Origin of the sequence: Rhizobium sp. BK112 (assembly GCF_014193215.1) — a bacterium.
GTDB lineage: Bacteria > Pseudomonadota > Alphaproteobacteria > Rhizobiales > Rhizobiaceae > Rhizobium > Rhizobium anhuiense.
Genome location: NZ_JACHYZ010000002.1, coordinates 32103 through 48914, shown reverse-complemented (window position 1 = coordinate 48914; position 16812 = coordinate 32103). Strand labels below are relative to the sequence as shown.

Genomic DNA, 16812 nt, shown 5'->3' with positions numbered 1-16812 from the left:
ACATCGCCTTCCCTTTGCCTATTGAGTATTCGTTGATTTCGGAAAAAATGACCGCGCAAACCAAGGAGAATAGGCGGGTGCAGGATAGCAGCGACGTGGACCTGCAGGACCAGCGAAGGCGGCACTACCGTGCCTTTGCGATTGCCGTCGGCTGCCTGATGGTCCTTCTCGGCGTGACCGCCCTTGCCGGCTGGCTGCTGCAGGTCGAGATCATTATTTCGCTGGTTCCCGGCTTTCCGTCGATGGCCTTCAACACTGCGCTCTGCTTCGTGCTTTCCGGGACGGGGCTTGCCGCCTCGACACTGACCGGCCGCCGTTTTCGAATAACGGCTACGATGACGGCGGGACTTGCAGCGGCGTTTGCCGCAGCCCGGCTCGTGGAAATCGTCACGATCGGCCGGACTTTCCACAATGTCGACGTGTTGATCTCGCGCTTCCTGGTTCCCCCCGCTTTCATTGTGCAGATCGGCGGCGGCATGGGGCCGAATACGGCGTTGATCTTCCTGATCGCCAATCTTTCGCTGCTGCTTTCGCTTCCGGTGGAGAGGAAAAGCCAGGTGGTGCAGGAGCTGACGAGCTACGTCGTCATGACGCTCGGCATGATCGCGCTGGCGAGCTACGTCACCGATGCCGAACAGGGCTACCGTTGGGGGCCCTATGCAGCGATGGCGCTGCATACGGCGGTCGGCATGGTGATCTTCGGCGCGGGGCTTCTCGCCCGCTCCTGGTGGATGCAGCCGGCAAACCGGGCGCAGATCCCGCTCTGGATCCCGGCTGCCGTGTGCTTCACCGGCCTTCTCGTCGATCTCTATACGCCGCTGGGTGTCGCCAACGGCATTCTCTACGTGCCGCTGGTGCTGACGGCGCTCTGGTTCGGCAACAGGAACGCGCCGCTTTTCTTCGCCTTTGCCTGCACCGTGCTGCTGATGCTCGGCTTCTTCGCCGTCAGGCACGACGAGGCGACATTCTGGCAGGAGATCGCCAACCGCACGATTACGGCCGCCACGCTCTGGCTGATCGCGATCCTCGTCTTCTATTTCATGCGCAACAACTATAACCTCGAAACCGAGCGCGTCCGCTTCGGCGCGTTGTTGCGCGGCACGCCTGATGCCGTCGTCGTCATCGACGATCGTGGAACGATCAGGAGCTTCAATCCGGCGGCGGAAAGCATGTTCGGCTACTCCCCGCAGGACACGATCGGCCGGAACATCAAGATGCTGATGCCCGAACCCTACCATTCCGAGCACGACGGCTATCTCGCCCATTACCGGCAGACCGGCGAGGAACGGATCATCGGCACGACGCGCATGGTCTCCGGACGCCGCAAGAACGGCATCGTCTTTCCAATCGATGTTTCCATCAGCACCGTCGTCACCGGCGATACGAAGATCTTCGTCGGCATCGTGCGTGATATCAGCGAGCGCGTCCGGCAGGAAGAACGTATGAAGGCGACGCTTGCCCAGCTCGAGGCCTATACGGCCGAACTCGAGCGCAGCAACCACGACCTCGATGAATTCGCCTATATCGCCTCGCATGATCTGAAGGAACCGCTGCGCGGCCTGCACAACCACTCCCGCTTCCTCCTGGAGGACTACGAAGACAAGCTCGACGTCGACGGCGTACGCCGGCTGAACCGGCTCGTACGTCTCAGCCAGCGCATGGAGAAACTCGTCAACGACCTTCTGTATTTCTCCCGGCTCGGGCGGCAGCAACTGGCAGTCAAACGCACCGACATCAGCCTGATCGTCAAGGATGTCGTCGCGACGATGGAGCTGCTGCTCGAGGAACGGCATGCCAAGGTCATCATCGACGGCCGGCTGCCGGACGTGGTCTGCGACGCGCCGCGATTGACCGAAGTGTTCCGCAATCTCATCACCAATGCGATCAAATACAACGACAAGCCGGCGCCGCTTGTCTCGATCGGTTACCTCGACCGGTTCGTCGGCCAGGACGGCACGGTTGCCCGCAACGTGTTTTTCGTTAGAGATAACGGCAAGGGCATACCCCAGGAATTCCATGAGGACATTTTCCGCATTTTCAAAAGGCTGGAAAAGTCGCAGGATTCCGAAGATGGTACCGGAGCAGGCCTCACCTTCGTTCGCAAGATCATCGCGCGACACAATGGCGATATCTGGCTGGAATCCGAGGTCGGCGCCGGCACGACGTTCTATTTCACCCTGGGAAGAAAGCGCGAGGGGCAGAATGCAGCAGCGTGACACGCAACCAATCCTGATCGTCGAGGACAGCGAAGACGATTTCGAAGCAACGATGCGCGCCTTCAAACGCACCAACCTGCGCAACTCGATCCGCTGGGCGGCCTCGGGGCAGGAAGCGCTCGACATGCTCGGCGTGATGGCACCGAAACCGGGGCTGATCCTGCTCGATCTCAACATGCCGGGCCTTGACGGCCGCAAGACGCTGGAGGCGATCAAATCGAACGCCGGCTGGCGCAAGATCCCGGTGGTGATCCTCACGACCTCCGACGACGAGCGCGATATCGAAGGCTGCTATGCGCTCGGCGCCAATACCTATGTGCAGAAGCCGGTCGATCTCGACGGGCTCTTCGCTGCGATCCAGCGGCTGAAGGAATACTGGTTCGAAATCGCGATCCTGCCGCTCGAGGACTGACAGATTGGCGGAAGTCTGCAGCATTCTCATCATCGACGACAATATCGACGATCGCGAGGTCTATCGCCGCATATTGGGCCGCGTCTCCAGCACCGCCTATACGGTCGTGGAGGCGGAGACAGGTGAAGAGGGCCTGGCGTTGAACGGCCGGAAACGGCCGAACTGCATCCTGCTCGACTATTCGCTTCCGGGGCGCGACGGTCTCGGCGTTCTTGCCGATATCCTGGAGGCCGATCCCGCCGCCAACGTCATCATGCTGACCGGCCAGGGCAGCGAAACCGTGGCCGTCGAGGTGATGAAGAGCGGGGCGCGCGACTATCTGACAAAGGATTCCCTGTCGCCGGAAACACTGCATCGCTGCATCCAGAACGCCATCATGCACGGCATGCTGGAAGCAAAGCTGGAGCAGAAGCGGCAATCGCTCGAGATCTTCACGCGCGCCATGGCCCATGATCTGAAGGAGCCGCTGCGGACGATCAAATCCTTCAGCCGCATCCTGCACGGGTCGTCGGCGCTTCCGGCCGAAGACCGCGAACTGCTCGATTACGTGCTCAGCGCCGCCGACCATATGGAAGATCTGATCGTCAAGGTCTCGGGCTTCACCAGGCTCGAGGCCTCCGGCGGACCGGAGCTCAGGCCGGTCTCGCTCTCCGCTGTGCTCGACCAGGTGGAGGACAATCTGCGTCAGCAGACCGAGAGCCGCGGAGCCGTCATCATCCGCGGGGCGCTGCCTGAGGTGATGGGCGATGCGACACTGCTGACCCAGCTTTTGCAGAACCTGGTGTCGAATGCCATCCGCTATTGCGACCAGAAGGTTCCGGAGGTCAGCATCACCGGGCAAGCGCAGCGCGATATCTGCCGTCTCACAGTGCGCGACAACGGACCCGGCATTGATCCCGAGCACCGCGAACTGATCTTCCAGCCGTTCAAGCGTCTCGTCGGCCGTGGCATCGAAGGCACCGGGCTCGGCCTTGCCATCTGCCGCCGCATCGCGCAGTTGCATGGCGGCTCGATCTGGTGCGAGCCGGAAAATGGGCCGGGCGCCACCTTCGTTGTCGAAGTGCCGCTCGCCGAGGCAAGGCCCGCGCCGCCGGCCGCATCGGCCATCCCGCACAGCGCCAGGCCGGCGGAGCAGCCAGGCGAAGGTTCGGGCAGGCTCGCCGAAGTGCTGCTGGTGGAAGACAGCCCGGCCGACATCCAGATTCTCAAGATCAAGCTGATGCGCCGGGAGAAGGTGAATTTCAACCTGCATGTCGCCACCAATGGACGCGAGGCGATGCGGCTGCTTGAAGAGCGCGCCGGCATCGCCGACGTGCCGCAGATCGACCTGATGCTGCTCGACATCAACATGCCGATCATGGACGGCTTCGAGGTGCTGCATGCGCTTTCCGCCGATGTCCGCCTCAAGCGAATTCCCGTCTGCATCCTGAGCACCTCAAGCGATGAGACCGACATGCGGCGGGCCAGAAATCTCGGCGCGCGCGCCTATATGGTCAAGCCGCCGACCCTGCAGCAACTGGAAGAGGCACTCGAAGATGTCGAACATTTGGAATTGCTGCAGCGCGGCGATTCGCTTGCACTTTGTGCGGAACAAAACTAAGCGACGGTCATTGGCAACGGTATGACCTTCGCAGCTCTCATACTCGCGCTCCTGACGACGCCGCTTCAATCAGGACTGCTCTCGATGGTATCAGGCATTCATCACGTCACTGCCGTAACCCGAAAGGTGCAGGCGAACGTGGACTTCTACGCCGGGTTTCTCGGCATGCGGCTCGTCAAGCAGACAGCCGGTTACGAGGATGCGACGCAGCTTCATCTCTTCTATGGCGATGCGGCGGGGACGCCGGGTTCCCTCCTCACCTTTCTCGCTTGGGAAGATGGCGCCCCCGGCCGGGTGGGCTTCGGCCAGATCAGCGAAATATCGCTGTCGATCGATCCCGCCAGCATCGGCTATTGGCTGACGCGCGCCATGAGCTTCGGCCTGCGCTCGGAGGGGCCGGCCGACGAATTCGGCGAGCCTGTGCTGCGGCTGAAGGACCCCGACAACATCATCCTCAAGCTCGCAGGCACGAAGACCCTGGCATCACCGGCCGCCTGGGACGGCGCCTCGATCCCGATCGAGCATGCCGTCCAGCGCGTGCGCGGCGCCACCATGCTGACGGAGAAGCCTGCCGAAAGCCGCAGCTTCCTCGAGACCCATTTCGGTTATCGCTTCCAGGCCAATCGTGGCACGATCGACAGGCTGGTGTCGCAATCCGGCGACGTCATCGACGTGCGCGATGCGCGCGGCTTCTGGTCCGGCGCGCCGGGCACCGGCACGGTCGATCACGTCGCCTTCCGCGCCGCGAACGAGGACACGCTGCTTTCGGTGCGCAAGGCATTGGAAGCGACCGATGCATCGCCGACCAACATGCACGACCGCAAATATTTCCGCTCGCTTTATGCCCGCGAACCCGGCGGCACGCTGGTGGAGCTTGCCACCGACAAGCCCGGCATGACCGTGGACGAAGAACAGGCCGCTCTGGGGACGAAGCTGTTCTCCCCGCCCGAAGCCATCACCAATCTCCATGACCTGAAGGTGGTGCTGCCGCAGTTTTCGATGCCCGGCCAGCCGCGCGTCAACTATCGCGAGCTGCCATTCGTCCATCGCTTCTATACGCCCCCCGATCCCGATGGCAGCGTCTTCGTGCTGCTGCACGGTTCCGGCGGCAATGAGACGACGCTGATGCCGCTCCTGAACAAGGCGGCGCCGCGGGCGACGCTGCTCGGCGTGCGCGGCCGGGCAACGGAAGAAGGTTTTCCGCGCTGGTACAAGCGCATCACCCCCTTCTCCTTCGACCAGAACGATATCAAGACCGAGGCCGAAGCCTTCGCGGCCTTCATCGAAGGCGCCGTCAAATCCTACGGGCTCGATCCTCAGAAGGTCGTCTATGTCGGATATTCCAATGGCGCCAACCTGTTGAACTCGCTGCTTTACCTGCACCCGAACCTGGTTCACAAGGCGGTGCTGCTGCGCTCCATGCCGGTGCTCAGCGACTATCCGCATGCCGATCTCAAAGGCACGGACCTGCTCGTCATCAGCGGCAAGACCGATGCCTACGGCAAATATGCGAGCGAACTGGAAGAGAGGCTGAAGAGTTCGGGCGCCACCGTCGATTCCGACGTCATCCCCGGCGGCCACGATCTCGGCGATGCCGACATTCCGATCATCCAGAAATGGCTGCTGCAGGAAAATCGCTGACGATCAGCCGCGGCGGGCAACCATGATGCCGGCAAGCACGATGGCGCCGCCGAGCGCCTGCATCGCCCCGATCGCCTCGCTCAGCAACGCCCAGGCGAGGATGGCCGCGACGACCGGCTGCAACAGCAGCGTCAGCGAGGAAAAGGCCGGCGGCAGATAGGCGAGCGCATAGGTGATCGCCACCTGCCCGCCGGCATGGCTGATAAAAGCCAGGCCGAAAACGATCGACCAGCCATAGACGGTCGCGGGCAGCATATGGCCCTCATAGATGAGGCCGATCGGAAAGATGCAGACGGCGGCGCAGGCCGTGCTCCACAACATGATGCGGATCGTATCGAACCGGCTGCGCAGCCTGCCGATCGCCAGGATGTAGCAGGCATAGAAGAAGGCGGCGATCATCGCCATGCCGTCGCCGCTGAGATCGCCATTGCCGACAGCTGCCGGCCCGCCCTTTAGAATGACGACGCCGCAGAGCGCCACGGCAAGTCCGAGGATGAAGATGCGGCTGATCTGCGCGCTGAAAAAGAGGAAGGCGATCAGCGTGACGAAAACCGGCGCAAGGTTGGCAAGCAGCGTCGCATTGGCGACCGACGTCATGGTGAGCGACAGGTGCCAGGCGCCGAGATCGAGCGCCAGCATGACGCCCGGGAGAACCAGCATGCCGTAGTCGGAAAGATTTTGCGGCTTCGGACCCCTCTCCTTCTTCATCAGCGAGACGATGAAGATCGGGATCAGCGCCAGCGCCACGCGCCAGAAGGCGGTCGCCATCGGACCGACCTCGGACAGCCTGACGAAGATCGGCGAGCCGCCGATCGCCGCTCCGCCGAGAAGGAGGGCCGCAAGGGCAAAACGATTGGAAGGCGAGGCTTCGGAAAGGGTGGAGGCAGGCTGCGACATGATCTCGATATTTTGGTCACCCGGATGCCGGGTGCGTATCAGAAGTCGATCGCCGGCGACAGCCGAAGAGCGACATATTGATCGAAAATCAGGCAGGATGCCTATTCGTCGCGCGCATCCTCAGCTTTTCGGCGATCTCGCCGGCGACGAAGAAGGCATGCTCGGTCACCTGCGGCAGTCCCATCAGCTCGCCGAACGTGCCGCGCGCCAGCGGGCCGGAGATCAGCAGCGAGGGGTCGGCCCGTCCGGATGGGCCGATCGCCTCCGAACGCTCGGTACAGGCAAGGCCGAGGCCGGTCGGGTCGAGCGCCAGATGACCGTCTGCCGCAAGTGCTGCAAGCCAGGGCTGGGTTTCGAGGATACCGCCATGCGCCGGGCCGGTGGTGACGACGACAGCGTCATAAGGTCTCTCCAGCGGCTGGCGCTGATGACGCGGCTGCAGGGTGCAAAGGATCAACTCGCCCTCGATGCGCGCATCGGCGACCGAGCCGGCCAGGATATCGAGGCGGCCCGCAGCAACCGCCGCGTCGAGCACGGCCTCGACCTGCGGGGCGATCCGGAAACGGTGCACGTCCCAATAGGGACGCAGGTGACGGACGAGACGGCGCCGTTCGGCAACCGGCAGCGCCTGCCAGAGTTCGTATCCCTGCGCCCGCACCTGGTCGATCACGCCATGCCAGCTGATGCCCTCAGCCTTCGCCGCATCGATGGCGGTGCGGATCTCCGCCAGCAGCGACACGGCGGAATGGGTCGCATCGGAGATGAAATCGCCGAAGAGCGGCTGCGGCACCGGCGCATGGCCGCGAGACCGCAGACCGCGCCGCGAGATCGCGGTCACCGGACCGTCATGTCCGCGCTGCGCCAGCGAGGCAATCACATCGGCGGCCGTCAGACCGTTGCCGATGACCAGCACCCGGTCATGCGGGCGGATAGCGTCGAGCGCTCCGGGCTTGGTGGTATCGGCGACGAAACGGGGATGGGCCGCAAGCCGGATCGCAAGCCGGCCGGGAGCTGCCGGCGGCGGATGGCTGGTGGCGATCGCGACGATATCGGCCTCCGTCACGCCGCCCTTGTCGTCGAGGATCGACCAGCGGCCGGCACGGCGTTCGACACCCGTCACCGCGGCGCGGCAATGACGCACGCTCCCGTCTTCCAGCAGCGGTTTCAGCAGGGAGGCGACATACTCGCCGAAGAGCCGACGCCGGGGGAAGAATGAGCCATCGGGCTGCCTGGCCTCGGGATCGTCGGCGACGGCATCGCGGGCTTCGATCCAGGCCTGGAATTCACTCAAGTCGCCCGGCTGCAGGCTCATCTTGGCGGCCGGCACATTGATGCGATGAGCCGGATCATCCGTGTCATAGGCAAGGCCGCGGCCGAGTTCGGCGCGCGGCTCGAAGACCACGATGGCAGGACGCTCGCCGCAGTCGGCCTTAGCGAGATGATAAGCGACGCCGGCGCCGGAGATACCGCCGCCAATGATGGCGACGACGGGTTGTGCGGACGTCGGGAGAGGCTTGGGCTGCATGGTGGCCGGGATCGTTGCTTCGATATCCGAGCATAGAAGCGGGGCAGCGGTCGCGCAATCCTTCCGCCGCTATTGTCTATAATTTTTATAGGCTTATCCCGATATTGTCGTCGAGAATTCGGGATTGCCGCGGATGGTGTTGCTCACCGTGCAGATCTCGTCTTCGGCGGCGTGGGCGATCTTCTGCCGGGTCTCCTCGTCGATATCACCCTTGATCGAGAAGGCGATGTTGAACTTGGCAACGCGCGAAAGGCCTTCCGTCGCCTTCTCGCCGGTGACGTCGGCAGTGATCTCGCTGATCTTGTCGAGAACGCCCATCTGGCTGGCGACGATGCGGGCGCTGAGCACCAGGCAGGCCGAGAGCGAGGAATAGAGCAGGTCGAGCGGATTGAAGCCCGGCTGCGACGGCGCGGTGACGATATCGATCTCACCCTTGGTGGCGGAGATGACGTGCGGGAAACCGGTGCGGCCGACCACGGCGGTGGCGCCGGTCGGGCGGGGGCGAATCTTGAGATCGGCCATATTGAAATCCTCTCGCAAATATCCTGCGGATGGCGATTCCGCCTGATGCGGCGATGGCAAAGCCCGCCCACCGGTTTCGGAACCTTTCCATCCCTCATCAGTTGAATACACCTGAACGAAATCAGTGACAAAGGTGGATTGCGATGGTGCACGTCCGCAGCATGGATAACCAAGGCCGGCGGATGGATGCTCGTGATCGGCTGATCGTTGCGCTCTATGCGCAGCTGAAAGCCGAGCGGGAGACGCGCGAAACGCTGGAATGGGCGATCCGCAACGGCGCCGTTTCGAAGGAGGTGCTGGAGGCGATCGCGGCCGATCCGGTTCCCGTCGTCACCAGCGAGGATATCGCATCGCTGGAGAAAATCATCGCCCTCGTCGATGAACGGCGCAAAACAAATCGGAACTAGAGCAGGATGCCAACGCCATCATGCTCCCTATTTGATTGAGAAGAGGAGATCCGAAATGGCCGATATCACCTATCAGGTCGTCCCGCATGACAATGGCTGGGCCTATAAGCTCGGCGACACGCTTTCGGAAACCTATGCGACGGCTGATGAAGCGATCTTCCATGCCAAGGACGCCGCGTCGCGCCAGAAGATCGGCGATGGCGATGCGCTGCTCGCCTATCCCGCGCCTGACGGCCGCGGCTGGGCATTTCAGGAACTCGAAACCGACAAGAGCGGCAGCCGGCTCTGATTTGCGACGGAGGATGGAATGGCCGCTCGGGCAAGCTGGAAGGGTCATCTGAAGGTGGGCGACCTTGCCTGCGCCGTCGGGCTCTACACCGCCGTTTCCTCCTCCGACCGCGTCTCCTTCAACATCATCAACCGCAGGACCGGCCATCGGGTGGAACGGCAATTCGTCGACAGCGAGACCGGCAAACCGGTCGAGCGGGACGACCAGGTCAAGGGCTACCAGATTGAGAGCGGCGACTACATCGTCATCGAGGGCGACGAGATTGCCGAGATCATGCCGGAGAGCGACAAGGTGCTGAATATCAAGGCTTTCATCGCCCTCGACGGGATCGACAAGCTTTATTTCGACCGCCCTTACTATCTCGCCCCCGTGGACGAGCATGACGAGGAGGCGTTGTCGCTGATCGCCAGGGGCATGCGCGACGGCAAGGTCGCAGCACTCGCCGAAGCCGTGCTTTTCCGGCGCAACCGGACGCTGCTGATCCGCCCTCATGACGACTACATCGTCGCGACGATGCTGAACTTCGATTACGAGGTGCGCTCGGCCGATACGGTCTTCAAAGACATTCCCGACATCAAATTCGACAAGGAGATGATCGAGCTTGCCGGCCATATCATCGGCACCAAGCAGGCCAGCTTCGAACCAAGCGAATATGAGGATCGTTACGAGGCTGCCCTCGTCGAACTGGTGAAGGCGAAGATCGAGGGCCGGGCACCGCCGAAGAAGAAGAAGCAGCCGGAGCGCAAGGTCGTCGACCTGATGGAGGCGCTGCGCCAGAGCGCGAAGATGAGCGGCAAGGCCCCAGCAACGAAGGATCCGGCAAAGAAGAAGGCGCCGGCCCGCAGCGACAGCCACAGCAAGAAGGCAAGCTGAGATGGCTCTCGAAACCTATCAGGCGAAACGCAATTTCAAGCTCACCCCCGAGCCACGCGGACAAAAGGGCCGCAGCAGCGGCAACAGCTTCGTCATTCAGAAGCACGATGCGACCCGGCTGCACTATGATTTCCGGCTGGAGATGGATGGGGTGCTGAAGAGCTGGGCGGTGACGAAAGGACCAAGCCTCAACCCGGAGGATAAGCGGCTCGCCGTGCATGTCGAAGATCACCCGCTCTCCTATGGCGATTTCGAGGGCATTATCCCGAAGGGGCAATATGGCGGCGGCACCGTCATCGTCTGGGATCGCGGCACCTGGACGCCGCATGGCGATGCGCACAAGGCCTACCGCAAAGGCCATATGGAATTCGAACTCGACGGCGAGAAGCTGAAAGGCCGCTGGCATCTCGTGCGCATGCACGGCCGGCCCGGTGAAAAGCGTGAGAACTGGCTCTTGATCAAGGGCGACGACGCCGAGGCGCGCCATGACGGCGACATCCTCGACGAACGGCCGGAATCAGCCAAAACGGGCCGGCAGCTCGAAGAGGTGGCGGATAATCCCGAAGCGACCTGGAATTCGAAAGCGAAGAACGGCAAAGGGATTGCCGTCAAAAGACCGGCTCCGAAGGCAAAAGCCGCCGCACCCCGGGAACGCGACTGGCCGAAGGGCGCGCGCAAGGCCGCGATGCCGGATTTCATCGAACCGGCCCTTGCCAAGCTGAAGCCGAAGCCGCCGGCGGACGATCGGTGGATCCATGAGATCAAGTTCGACGGCTATCGCCTGCAGGTGCGGATCCGGGACGGGGAGGTCAAGATGCTGACCCGCAGCGGGCTCGACTGGACGGCAAAATTCGGCAAGGCCGTACTCGATGCCTTCGCCGCCCTGCCGGTGCGATCGGCGGTGATCGACGGCGAGATCGTCGTCGAGCGCGATACTGGCGCTTCGGATTTCTCGGCGCTGCAGCAGGATTTGAGCCAAGGCCGCGATGATCGCTTCGTCTTCTATGCCTTCGATCTTCTGTATCTCGACGGCCACAGCCTGCTCAACGCGACGCTCCTCGATCGCAAACATCTGCTCGAAACCCTGATACCCGGCGACGACGACAAGCTGCGCTACAGCGCGCATTTCAACGAAAGCGGCGGACTGGTGCTCGACCATGCCTGCCGGCTCAGCCTCGAAGGCGTGATCTCCAAGCTGCGTGACAGCAAATATACGTCGGGACGGAAGGGCGATTGGATCAAGTCGAAATGCTCGCATCGGCAGGAATTCGTCATCGGCGGCTACGTTCCGTCGACATCGATGAAGAATGCGATCGGCTCGCTGGCGATGGGGTATTACCAAAACGGCGAACTCAAACATGTCGGCCGTGTCGGCACCGGCTATACGGTGGCAACGGCGCAGATGCTCCATGAGAAGCTGTCGCGGCTGACGCAGAGCGAGAATTCCTTCGACGACAAACTGACATCGGAGGAACGGCGCGGGCTGATCTATGTGAAACCGCAACTGGTCGGCGAAGTGGAATTCCGCGCCTGGTCGGCCGACGGCAATCTGCGCCATGCCGCCTTCCGCGGCCTGCGCGAGGACAAGCCGGCAAAGGACGTGACGCGCGAAACGGAAAAGACCACAGCTCGCGCTTTGCCGAAATCGGCGGTGGCGCTCACCCATCCCGACCGCATCTACTGGCCGGACGAGGGCGTTACCAAGGAGGGCCTGGCGAATTACTACGCCCAGGTCTGGCGCTTCATGGCGCCCTATGTCGTCAACCGGCCCCTGGCGCTGCTGCGTCTGCCCGACGGGATCAAGGGCCGGCAGCGGTTCTTCCAGAAACATGCCTGGAAGGGCATGAACCCGCATATCGGCGAGATAACCGATCCGAAGGACAAGCAGGGCGAGAAGCTGCTGCGCATTACCGATTTCGATGGCGTCGTGGCGCTGGTGCAATCGGCCGTGCTGGAAATCCACCCCTGGGGTGCGACGACCGACAATTGGGAAAAGCCTGATATGATCACCATGGACCTCGACCCCGGCGAGGAGGTGGCGTGGGAGAATGTGATCGCCGCGGCTTACGAATTGAAGGAACGGCTGGAGGCCGAGGGTCTCGCCGCTTTCGTCAAGACCACAGGCGGCAAGGGGCTGCATGTGGTGACGCCGCTTGCACCGAAAGCCGGCTGGCTGGAGGTGAAGGGCTTTGCCAAATGGCTTGCCGACAGCATGTCGGCCGACGATCCCCAGCGCTATCTCGCGACGGCGACCAAAGCCAAGCGCCAGGGAAGGATCTTCATCGACTATCTCCGCAACGGCCGCGGCAATACGGCGGTCGCCCCCTATTCGACGCGGGCAAGGCCGGGGGCTGCGGTGTCGATGCCACTGGAATGGGATGAGCTCACCGCCGACATCGGGCCGGCCTATTTCACGGTGGACAACACGCCGACGCGGCTGGACGCCTTGCCGAGAGATCCTTGGGACGGGTTTTTCGCGGCAGCGAAACCGCTGGAAAAGAAGAAGCGATAGCGGATCGGCAATACCCTTTCGCCTAATGCGGTTTGCGCCCGCTCTCAGCAGCCAGGCTCTTTTTCAACGCATCCATGATGTTGATGACGTTGCCGGTCGATTTCACCGGGGCAGGCTTTTTCGCGGATGCGGTCTTCTTCAGGCTCTTCTGTTTGCCGCGGATCATCGCCTTCAGGCGTTTCTGAATCGGATCCTGCACCATGGTGGGGCTCCAATCCTTGGTCTCTTCCTTCACCAGTTGCTTCATCAGCGTCAGCAGCTTGCTGTCGATCTCGGTGTTGCTATCGAGTTCGGCAATGGGATCACGCACCTCGTCGCCATAACGCAGCGTCCAGAGAACGATGCCTTTGCCTTGCGGCTCCAAGAGCACGGCACGCTCGCGACGATAGAGAACCAGACGGGCGATGCCGACGACATCATTCGCCTTCATCGCCTCGCGGATGACGCAGAAGGCTTCCACCCCGACCTTGTCCTCGGGCGCCAGAAAATGCGGCTTGTCGTACCAGATCCAGTCGATCGAGCCGCGCGGCACGAAACTGTCGATGTCGATGGTGCGGGTGCTTTCGAGCCCGACCTCCTCGATTTCCTCGTCTTCGAGCAGAACATAATCGTCCTCGCCGCGCGGATAACCCTTCACCTGGTCCCGCTCGGCCACAGGTTTGTGAGTGACGCTGTCGACATAACGGCTTTCGACGCGGTTCTTCGTCTGGCGATTGAGGACATGGAAACGAACCTTGTTGCTTTCGGTCGTGGCCGGCGTCAGCGAGACGGCGGCGGTGACGAGCGAGAGCTTGAGATAGCCTTTCCAGAATGTCTGACGTGCCATGTCTGTCCTGCCTCCCGGACATGGTTGGGCATCGTTATCAACGGCCTGTTCGGTCTTTGGTTCCGGGAGCTGATGAGGTTTCGATTGACGACGACAGCCAGCGTCCCGGCGCGCGGCAGCGGGTGGCTCGAACCAGTTGGGCGCGACATATTGGAAGGTTTAGCAAACTGGATTCGAGGAATGATATGGCTTAAAGTGGCGCCACATGGCGGGTTAAAGCAGGAACTGCAGCAATAACTCGTTGGTCTGGCTCATGAATTTCGCGCCAACCATATACTGCAGGAAGAGCGACGTGTCGGCTGTTTTGGATTGTGGGAGTGGTCAACCGATCGAAATCTATCGATTTGTGATGGGTCGTAGACAGAAACCAGTGTCGATGATTTCAATGTCGCATACAGAGTCCAGCAGAGGTAAATTGTAATTTTGGCTCAGTCCTATTTCGAATAGGAACATCCCCGAACATGAGATAGAAGAGCTCTTAATGGCGATACAAGACGCGTCTATAGCACGAGACTATTATCAAGGCAGCCACCGTCGGCGGACTGCTTCCAGATGGCGCGTCAGACGGGACGTGCTGGCGAAGCTGGTGCTTACTGTCGCATTCTACGCCGCACTTTGGCGGGCGACCGGCATGTGGTACGGACTGCCGGCAAATTTCGATGACGGCGCGTCGGTAGACCCGCTTCCGATGAAGCTGATGCTTTACAGCCTTATCCCGTTGTCCGGTTTGTATTTTCTGTTGGAACAACGGCAATTCATACGGACCTTTTCAAGAATTTCGCCCCTCATCGGGGTCGTTGCCATTTCCTGTCTGACATCAATCGTGTTCTCGATTGACAGAGGGGCGTCTTTAAAGGGATTGGCCGCCGTCATTGTTCTTGCGCTCCCGCCGCTGCTTTATCGCGCGCGGTATGGCAACGTGGAAGCGTTTCGCATCCTGGGGCGTTTTGCGATCGCGGCCGCATTTATCAATGTTCTCTATACTGCCGCTTTCCCGCAATTTGCCATCATGCGTGGCAGCTATGCCGGCATGGTAAAGGGGGCGTTTTACCACAAGAATACGTTGGGACAATTTTGCTCGGTCAGCTTTGTGTGTCTGTTGTCGACGCAGAAGCTAGGCCGACTTCGTTACAGCACGCTTGTACGGTGGGCTGCGATGCTTTGCCTCCTCGCTTTGATTGTAGCGACAAAGTCGTCGACCGCGGTTGTATTGACGATGTTCGGCAGTGTCATGCTGTATGCGATCCGGATTATCCACGTCTATCCAAATCGCCTTTTTCGCTCATTTGTCGTCGCCCTGCTGTTTCTTCTGGTGGGTTTTGCCGCCAGTTTCATTTATTTGGGTGTGGCCTCTGCCGTTGCTGAAGCTTTCGGCAAAGACCTTACTTTCTCGGGGCGCACCAACATCTGGGAACAGCTGTTTCCGCTGATATGGGATAGGCCTTTAACCGGCTATGGCTTTGCGATGTTCCGCCAGCCCGATGTCATGGAGGAATACGTCAAGGTGACGTTCGACGCGCGGTCGACGCACAACACCTACCTCGAACTTGCCCTCAATATCGGCATTCCCGGTATAGGCGCATGGGTCTTGTTTTTGGTGACTCGTCTGTTCCGAAAGATGACAATCGTCGAAGCCGATCAAGAGCGATCGGGCGCCAGACGGAAGGAGATCGTGATTATCATCCTGATCATGCTTGGATCCATGACAGAGGCAGGGATGATGCTCGCACCTTTTATTCTCTGGCCACACACTGTGATTGCACTCTCCGAGCTGCGTCCGAGGCTGTTGGCAAACCGGAGACCGCGTGAGGCTTGAGACACGGAGGCTTCACGGGGGCTCCGCTCCGCCTGGTCTCAGTGTGGCGATTAAAGCGAGAGATAGCGCTTCTGCCAAGGCAGCATGTTTTCTTGCCATGCACGCGGCGTGAAATCGTCATAGGCCGTCTCGGCAATCGCCAACATCCAATTCTGCCCCTTGCGGGCCAGCAAGACGCATGACAATTCCATGCCAGGCTCGATCGCAATGGAGGGCCGGTTGGCGCCTGATATATCGATCCCCTTGTCCCGCCACTGGATGCGGATTTCGTCGGGCTCGGATGTCCATTCGCCGGAGGAAACGGAAGCCTTTCCGTCCGGCTTGACGCGAAGCGGCGGCGGCGTGACGTTCAGAAAGCTGCCGTCGTTGAGATAGTTGCCTTCGACTTCCCCTGCAGTCGCTTTGCCGTTTCCTTTCAGAAAGATGTCCTGCTTGCACCGCAAGAATATGTTGCGTCGAAAGCTTCCAGACCACGGCCGATTGGCGAAAAACCCGATCTCACATTCGCTGATCACGTTATCGTGGATATTCATGTCTTTGCGAAATGCCAGGCTCTGGTCCGAGTAACCGCTCAAACTCACGCCACGATTGCTGTTCTCGATCCTGTTGTCATAAACATGGTGGCCAGCATGGTCGACTTGATCGCCAACCCCATACCCGAAGGAATAATCATTCATCTTGCCGTCACGCATGACGTTACTGCGCACGACGGCATCGTCACCGATCGATGAAAAGGAGAAATTCTTCCCCCCGATGAAATTGTATTCAACATGGTATTGTCGCGTTCTGCCGCAAACCAGCGCCCCCTTGTTGGATGTGCTGGTCGGCGACTGAAGAAAAAGGTTGCCCCGAACCACCACATTGGAGCTCACATTGCGGTCGTCGTTTTCGTAGGCGAATTGGCAGCAATCCGCTCCCTGGCCGGGCGCCGGGCCGACGCGGTTGTTCTCCAGCAACACGTCCGACGTCATTGTAAGGTAAATCCCGTCGCCCTTCACATTCTCGGTCTCACAGCGCCGTATGACGAGATTCCTGCCATTGTGAAATTTGAAGCCGCGGGGAGAATTCTTGACGATCACGTCTTCGACCACCGTATCGGAAAACACCTGATAGGCGACGCCGATGTCCGGAGCGCCGTCGATGACCTGTCCCCGTGTGGATGCGCCGTGAATTTTCTTTCGCAAGATGGCGGGCATCGGATCTCCATTCGATACGGTTACAGCTCGTAATAATGAGGGGTCGTGTGGCGGATGTTTGAATATCTGGAAATTATCTT

The 16812-nt window shown here is 60.9% G+C and carries 14 protein-coding genes; 9 read left to right on the top strand and 5 right to left on the bottom strand.

Annotated elements, in window-relative coordinates; translation table 11 throughout:
- Positions 1-77 precede the first annotated feature (77 nt).
- From FHT75_RS05450 to FHT75_RS05435, 4 genes are read left to right on the top strand one after another with little or no spacing between them, the layout of a single operon-like run.
- Positions 78-2216 carry a sensor histidine kinase gene (locus FHT75_RS05450; protein WP_028755580.1) on the top strand — a complete coding sequence of 713 codons (2139 nt, stop codon included), beginning with the start codon at positions 78-80 and terminating at the stop codon, positions 2214-2216.
- Positions 2203-2628 carry a response regulator gene (locus FHT75_RS05445; protein WP_028755581.1) on the top strand — a complete coding sequence of 142 codons (426 nt, stop codon included), beginning with the start codon at positions 2203-2205 and terminating at the stop codon, positions 2626-2628. The genes FHT75_RS05450 and FHT75_RS05445 overlap by 14 nt, the downstream gene beginning before the upstream one ends.
- A 4-nt stretch (positions 2629-2632) precedes the next feature.
- A complete protein-coding gene (locus tag FHT75_RS05440) occupies positions 2633-4228 on the top strand; it encodes a response regulator (protein ID WP_028755582.1) in 1596 nt (531 codons plus the stop codon).
- A 21-nt stretch (positions 4229-4249) separates the two neighbouring features.
- On the top strand, positions 4250-5869 hold the full coding sequence (locus FHT75_RS05435) for a VOC family protein (RefSeq protein ID WP_028755583.1): 1620 nt from the start codon (positions 4250-4252) through the stop codon (positions 5867-5869).
- Between the two features lie 3 nt (positions 5870-5872).
- Here FHT75_RS05435 and FHT75_RS05430 read toward each other — a convergent pair whose 3' ends face one another.
- From FHT75_RS05430 to FHT75_RS05420, 3 genes are all read right to left on the bottom strand, one after another.
- A complete protein-coding gene (locus FHT75_RS05430; protein WP_028755584.1) occupies positions 5873-6766 on the bottom strand; it encodes a DMT family transporter in 894 nt (297 codons plus the stop codon).
- 88 nt (positions 6767-6854) lie between these two features.
- A complete protein-coding gene (locus FHT75_RS05425; protein WP_028755585.1) occupies positions 6855-8291 on the bottom strand; it encodes an FAD/NAD(P)-binding protein in 1437 nt (478 codons plus the stop codon).
- Positions 8292-8384: 93 nt separating this feature from the next.
- Positions 8385-8813, bottom strand: a complete 429-nt coding sequence (locus FHT75_RS05420; protein WP_028755586.1) for an OsmC family protein — start codon at positions 8811-8813, stop codon at positions 8385-8387.
- A 143-nt stretch (positions 8814-8956) separates the two neighbouring features.
- Here FHT75_RS05420 and FHT75_RS05415 point away from each other — a divergent pair, with 143 nt between their 5' ends.
- From FHT75_RS05415 to ligD, 4 genes are read left to right on the top strand one after another with little or no spacing between them, the layout of a single operon-like run.
- Complete coding sequence (locus tag FHT75_RS05415; protein WP_028755587.1) at positions 8957-9220, top strand: hypothetical protein; 264 nt, start codon at positions 8957-8959, stop codon at positions 9218-9220.
- 55 nt (positions 9221-9275) lie between these two features.
- Complete coding sequence (locus FHT75_RS05410; protein WP_028755588.1) at positions 9276-9509, top strand: DUF2188 domain-containing protein; 234 nt, start codon at positions 9276-9278, stop codon at positions 9507-9509.
- Positions 9510-9527: 18 nt separating this feature from the next.
- Entirely contained in the window at positions 9528-10382 is an 855-nt protein-coding gene (locus FHT75_RS05405) for a Ku protein (protein WP_028755589.1), read from the top strand.
- Position 10383: 1 nt separating this feature from the next.
- Positions 10384-12894: a DNA ligase D gene (gene ligD, locus FHT75_RS05400; RefSeq protein WP_028755590.1), complete on the top strand. Its 2511-nt coding sequence runs from the start codon at positions 10384-10386 to the stop codon at positions 12892-12894.
- Positions 12895-12916: 22 nt separating this feature from the next.
- Here ligD and FHT75_RS05395 read toward each other — a convergent pair whose 3' ends face one another.
- Positions 12917-13720, bottom strand: a complete 804-nt coding sequence (locus FHT75_RS05395; RefSeq protein ID WP_028755591.1) for a Ku protein — start codon at positions 13718-13720, stop codon at positions 12917-12919.
- Between the two features lie 481 nt (positions 13721-14201).
- On the opposite strand from FHT75_RS05395, the gene FHT75_RS05390 reads away from it, so the two are divergent.
- Positions 14202-15536 carry an O-antigen ligase family protein gene (locus FHT75_RS05390; RefSeq protein ID WP_047613565.1) on the top strand — a complete coding sequence of 445 codons (1335 nt, stop codon included), beginning with the start codon at positions 14202-14204 and terminating at the stop codon, positions 15534-15536.
- Positions 15537-15586: 50 nt separating this feature from the next.
- Here FHT75_RS05390 and FHT75_RS05385 read toward each other — a convergent pair whose 3' ends face one another.
- The gene (locus tag FHT75_RS05385) at positions 15587-16732 is read right to left on the bottom strand and encodes a right-handed parallel beta-helix repeat-containing protein (RefSeq protein WP_028755594.1); all 1146 of its coding nucleotides are present in this window, start codon (positions 16730-16732) and stop codon (positions 15587-15589) included.
- Positions 16733-16812: the final 80 nt, after the last annotated feature.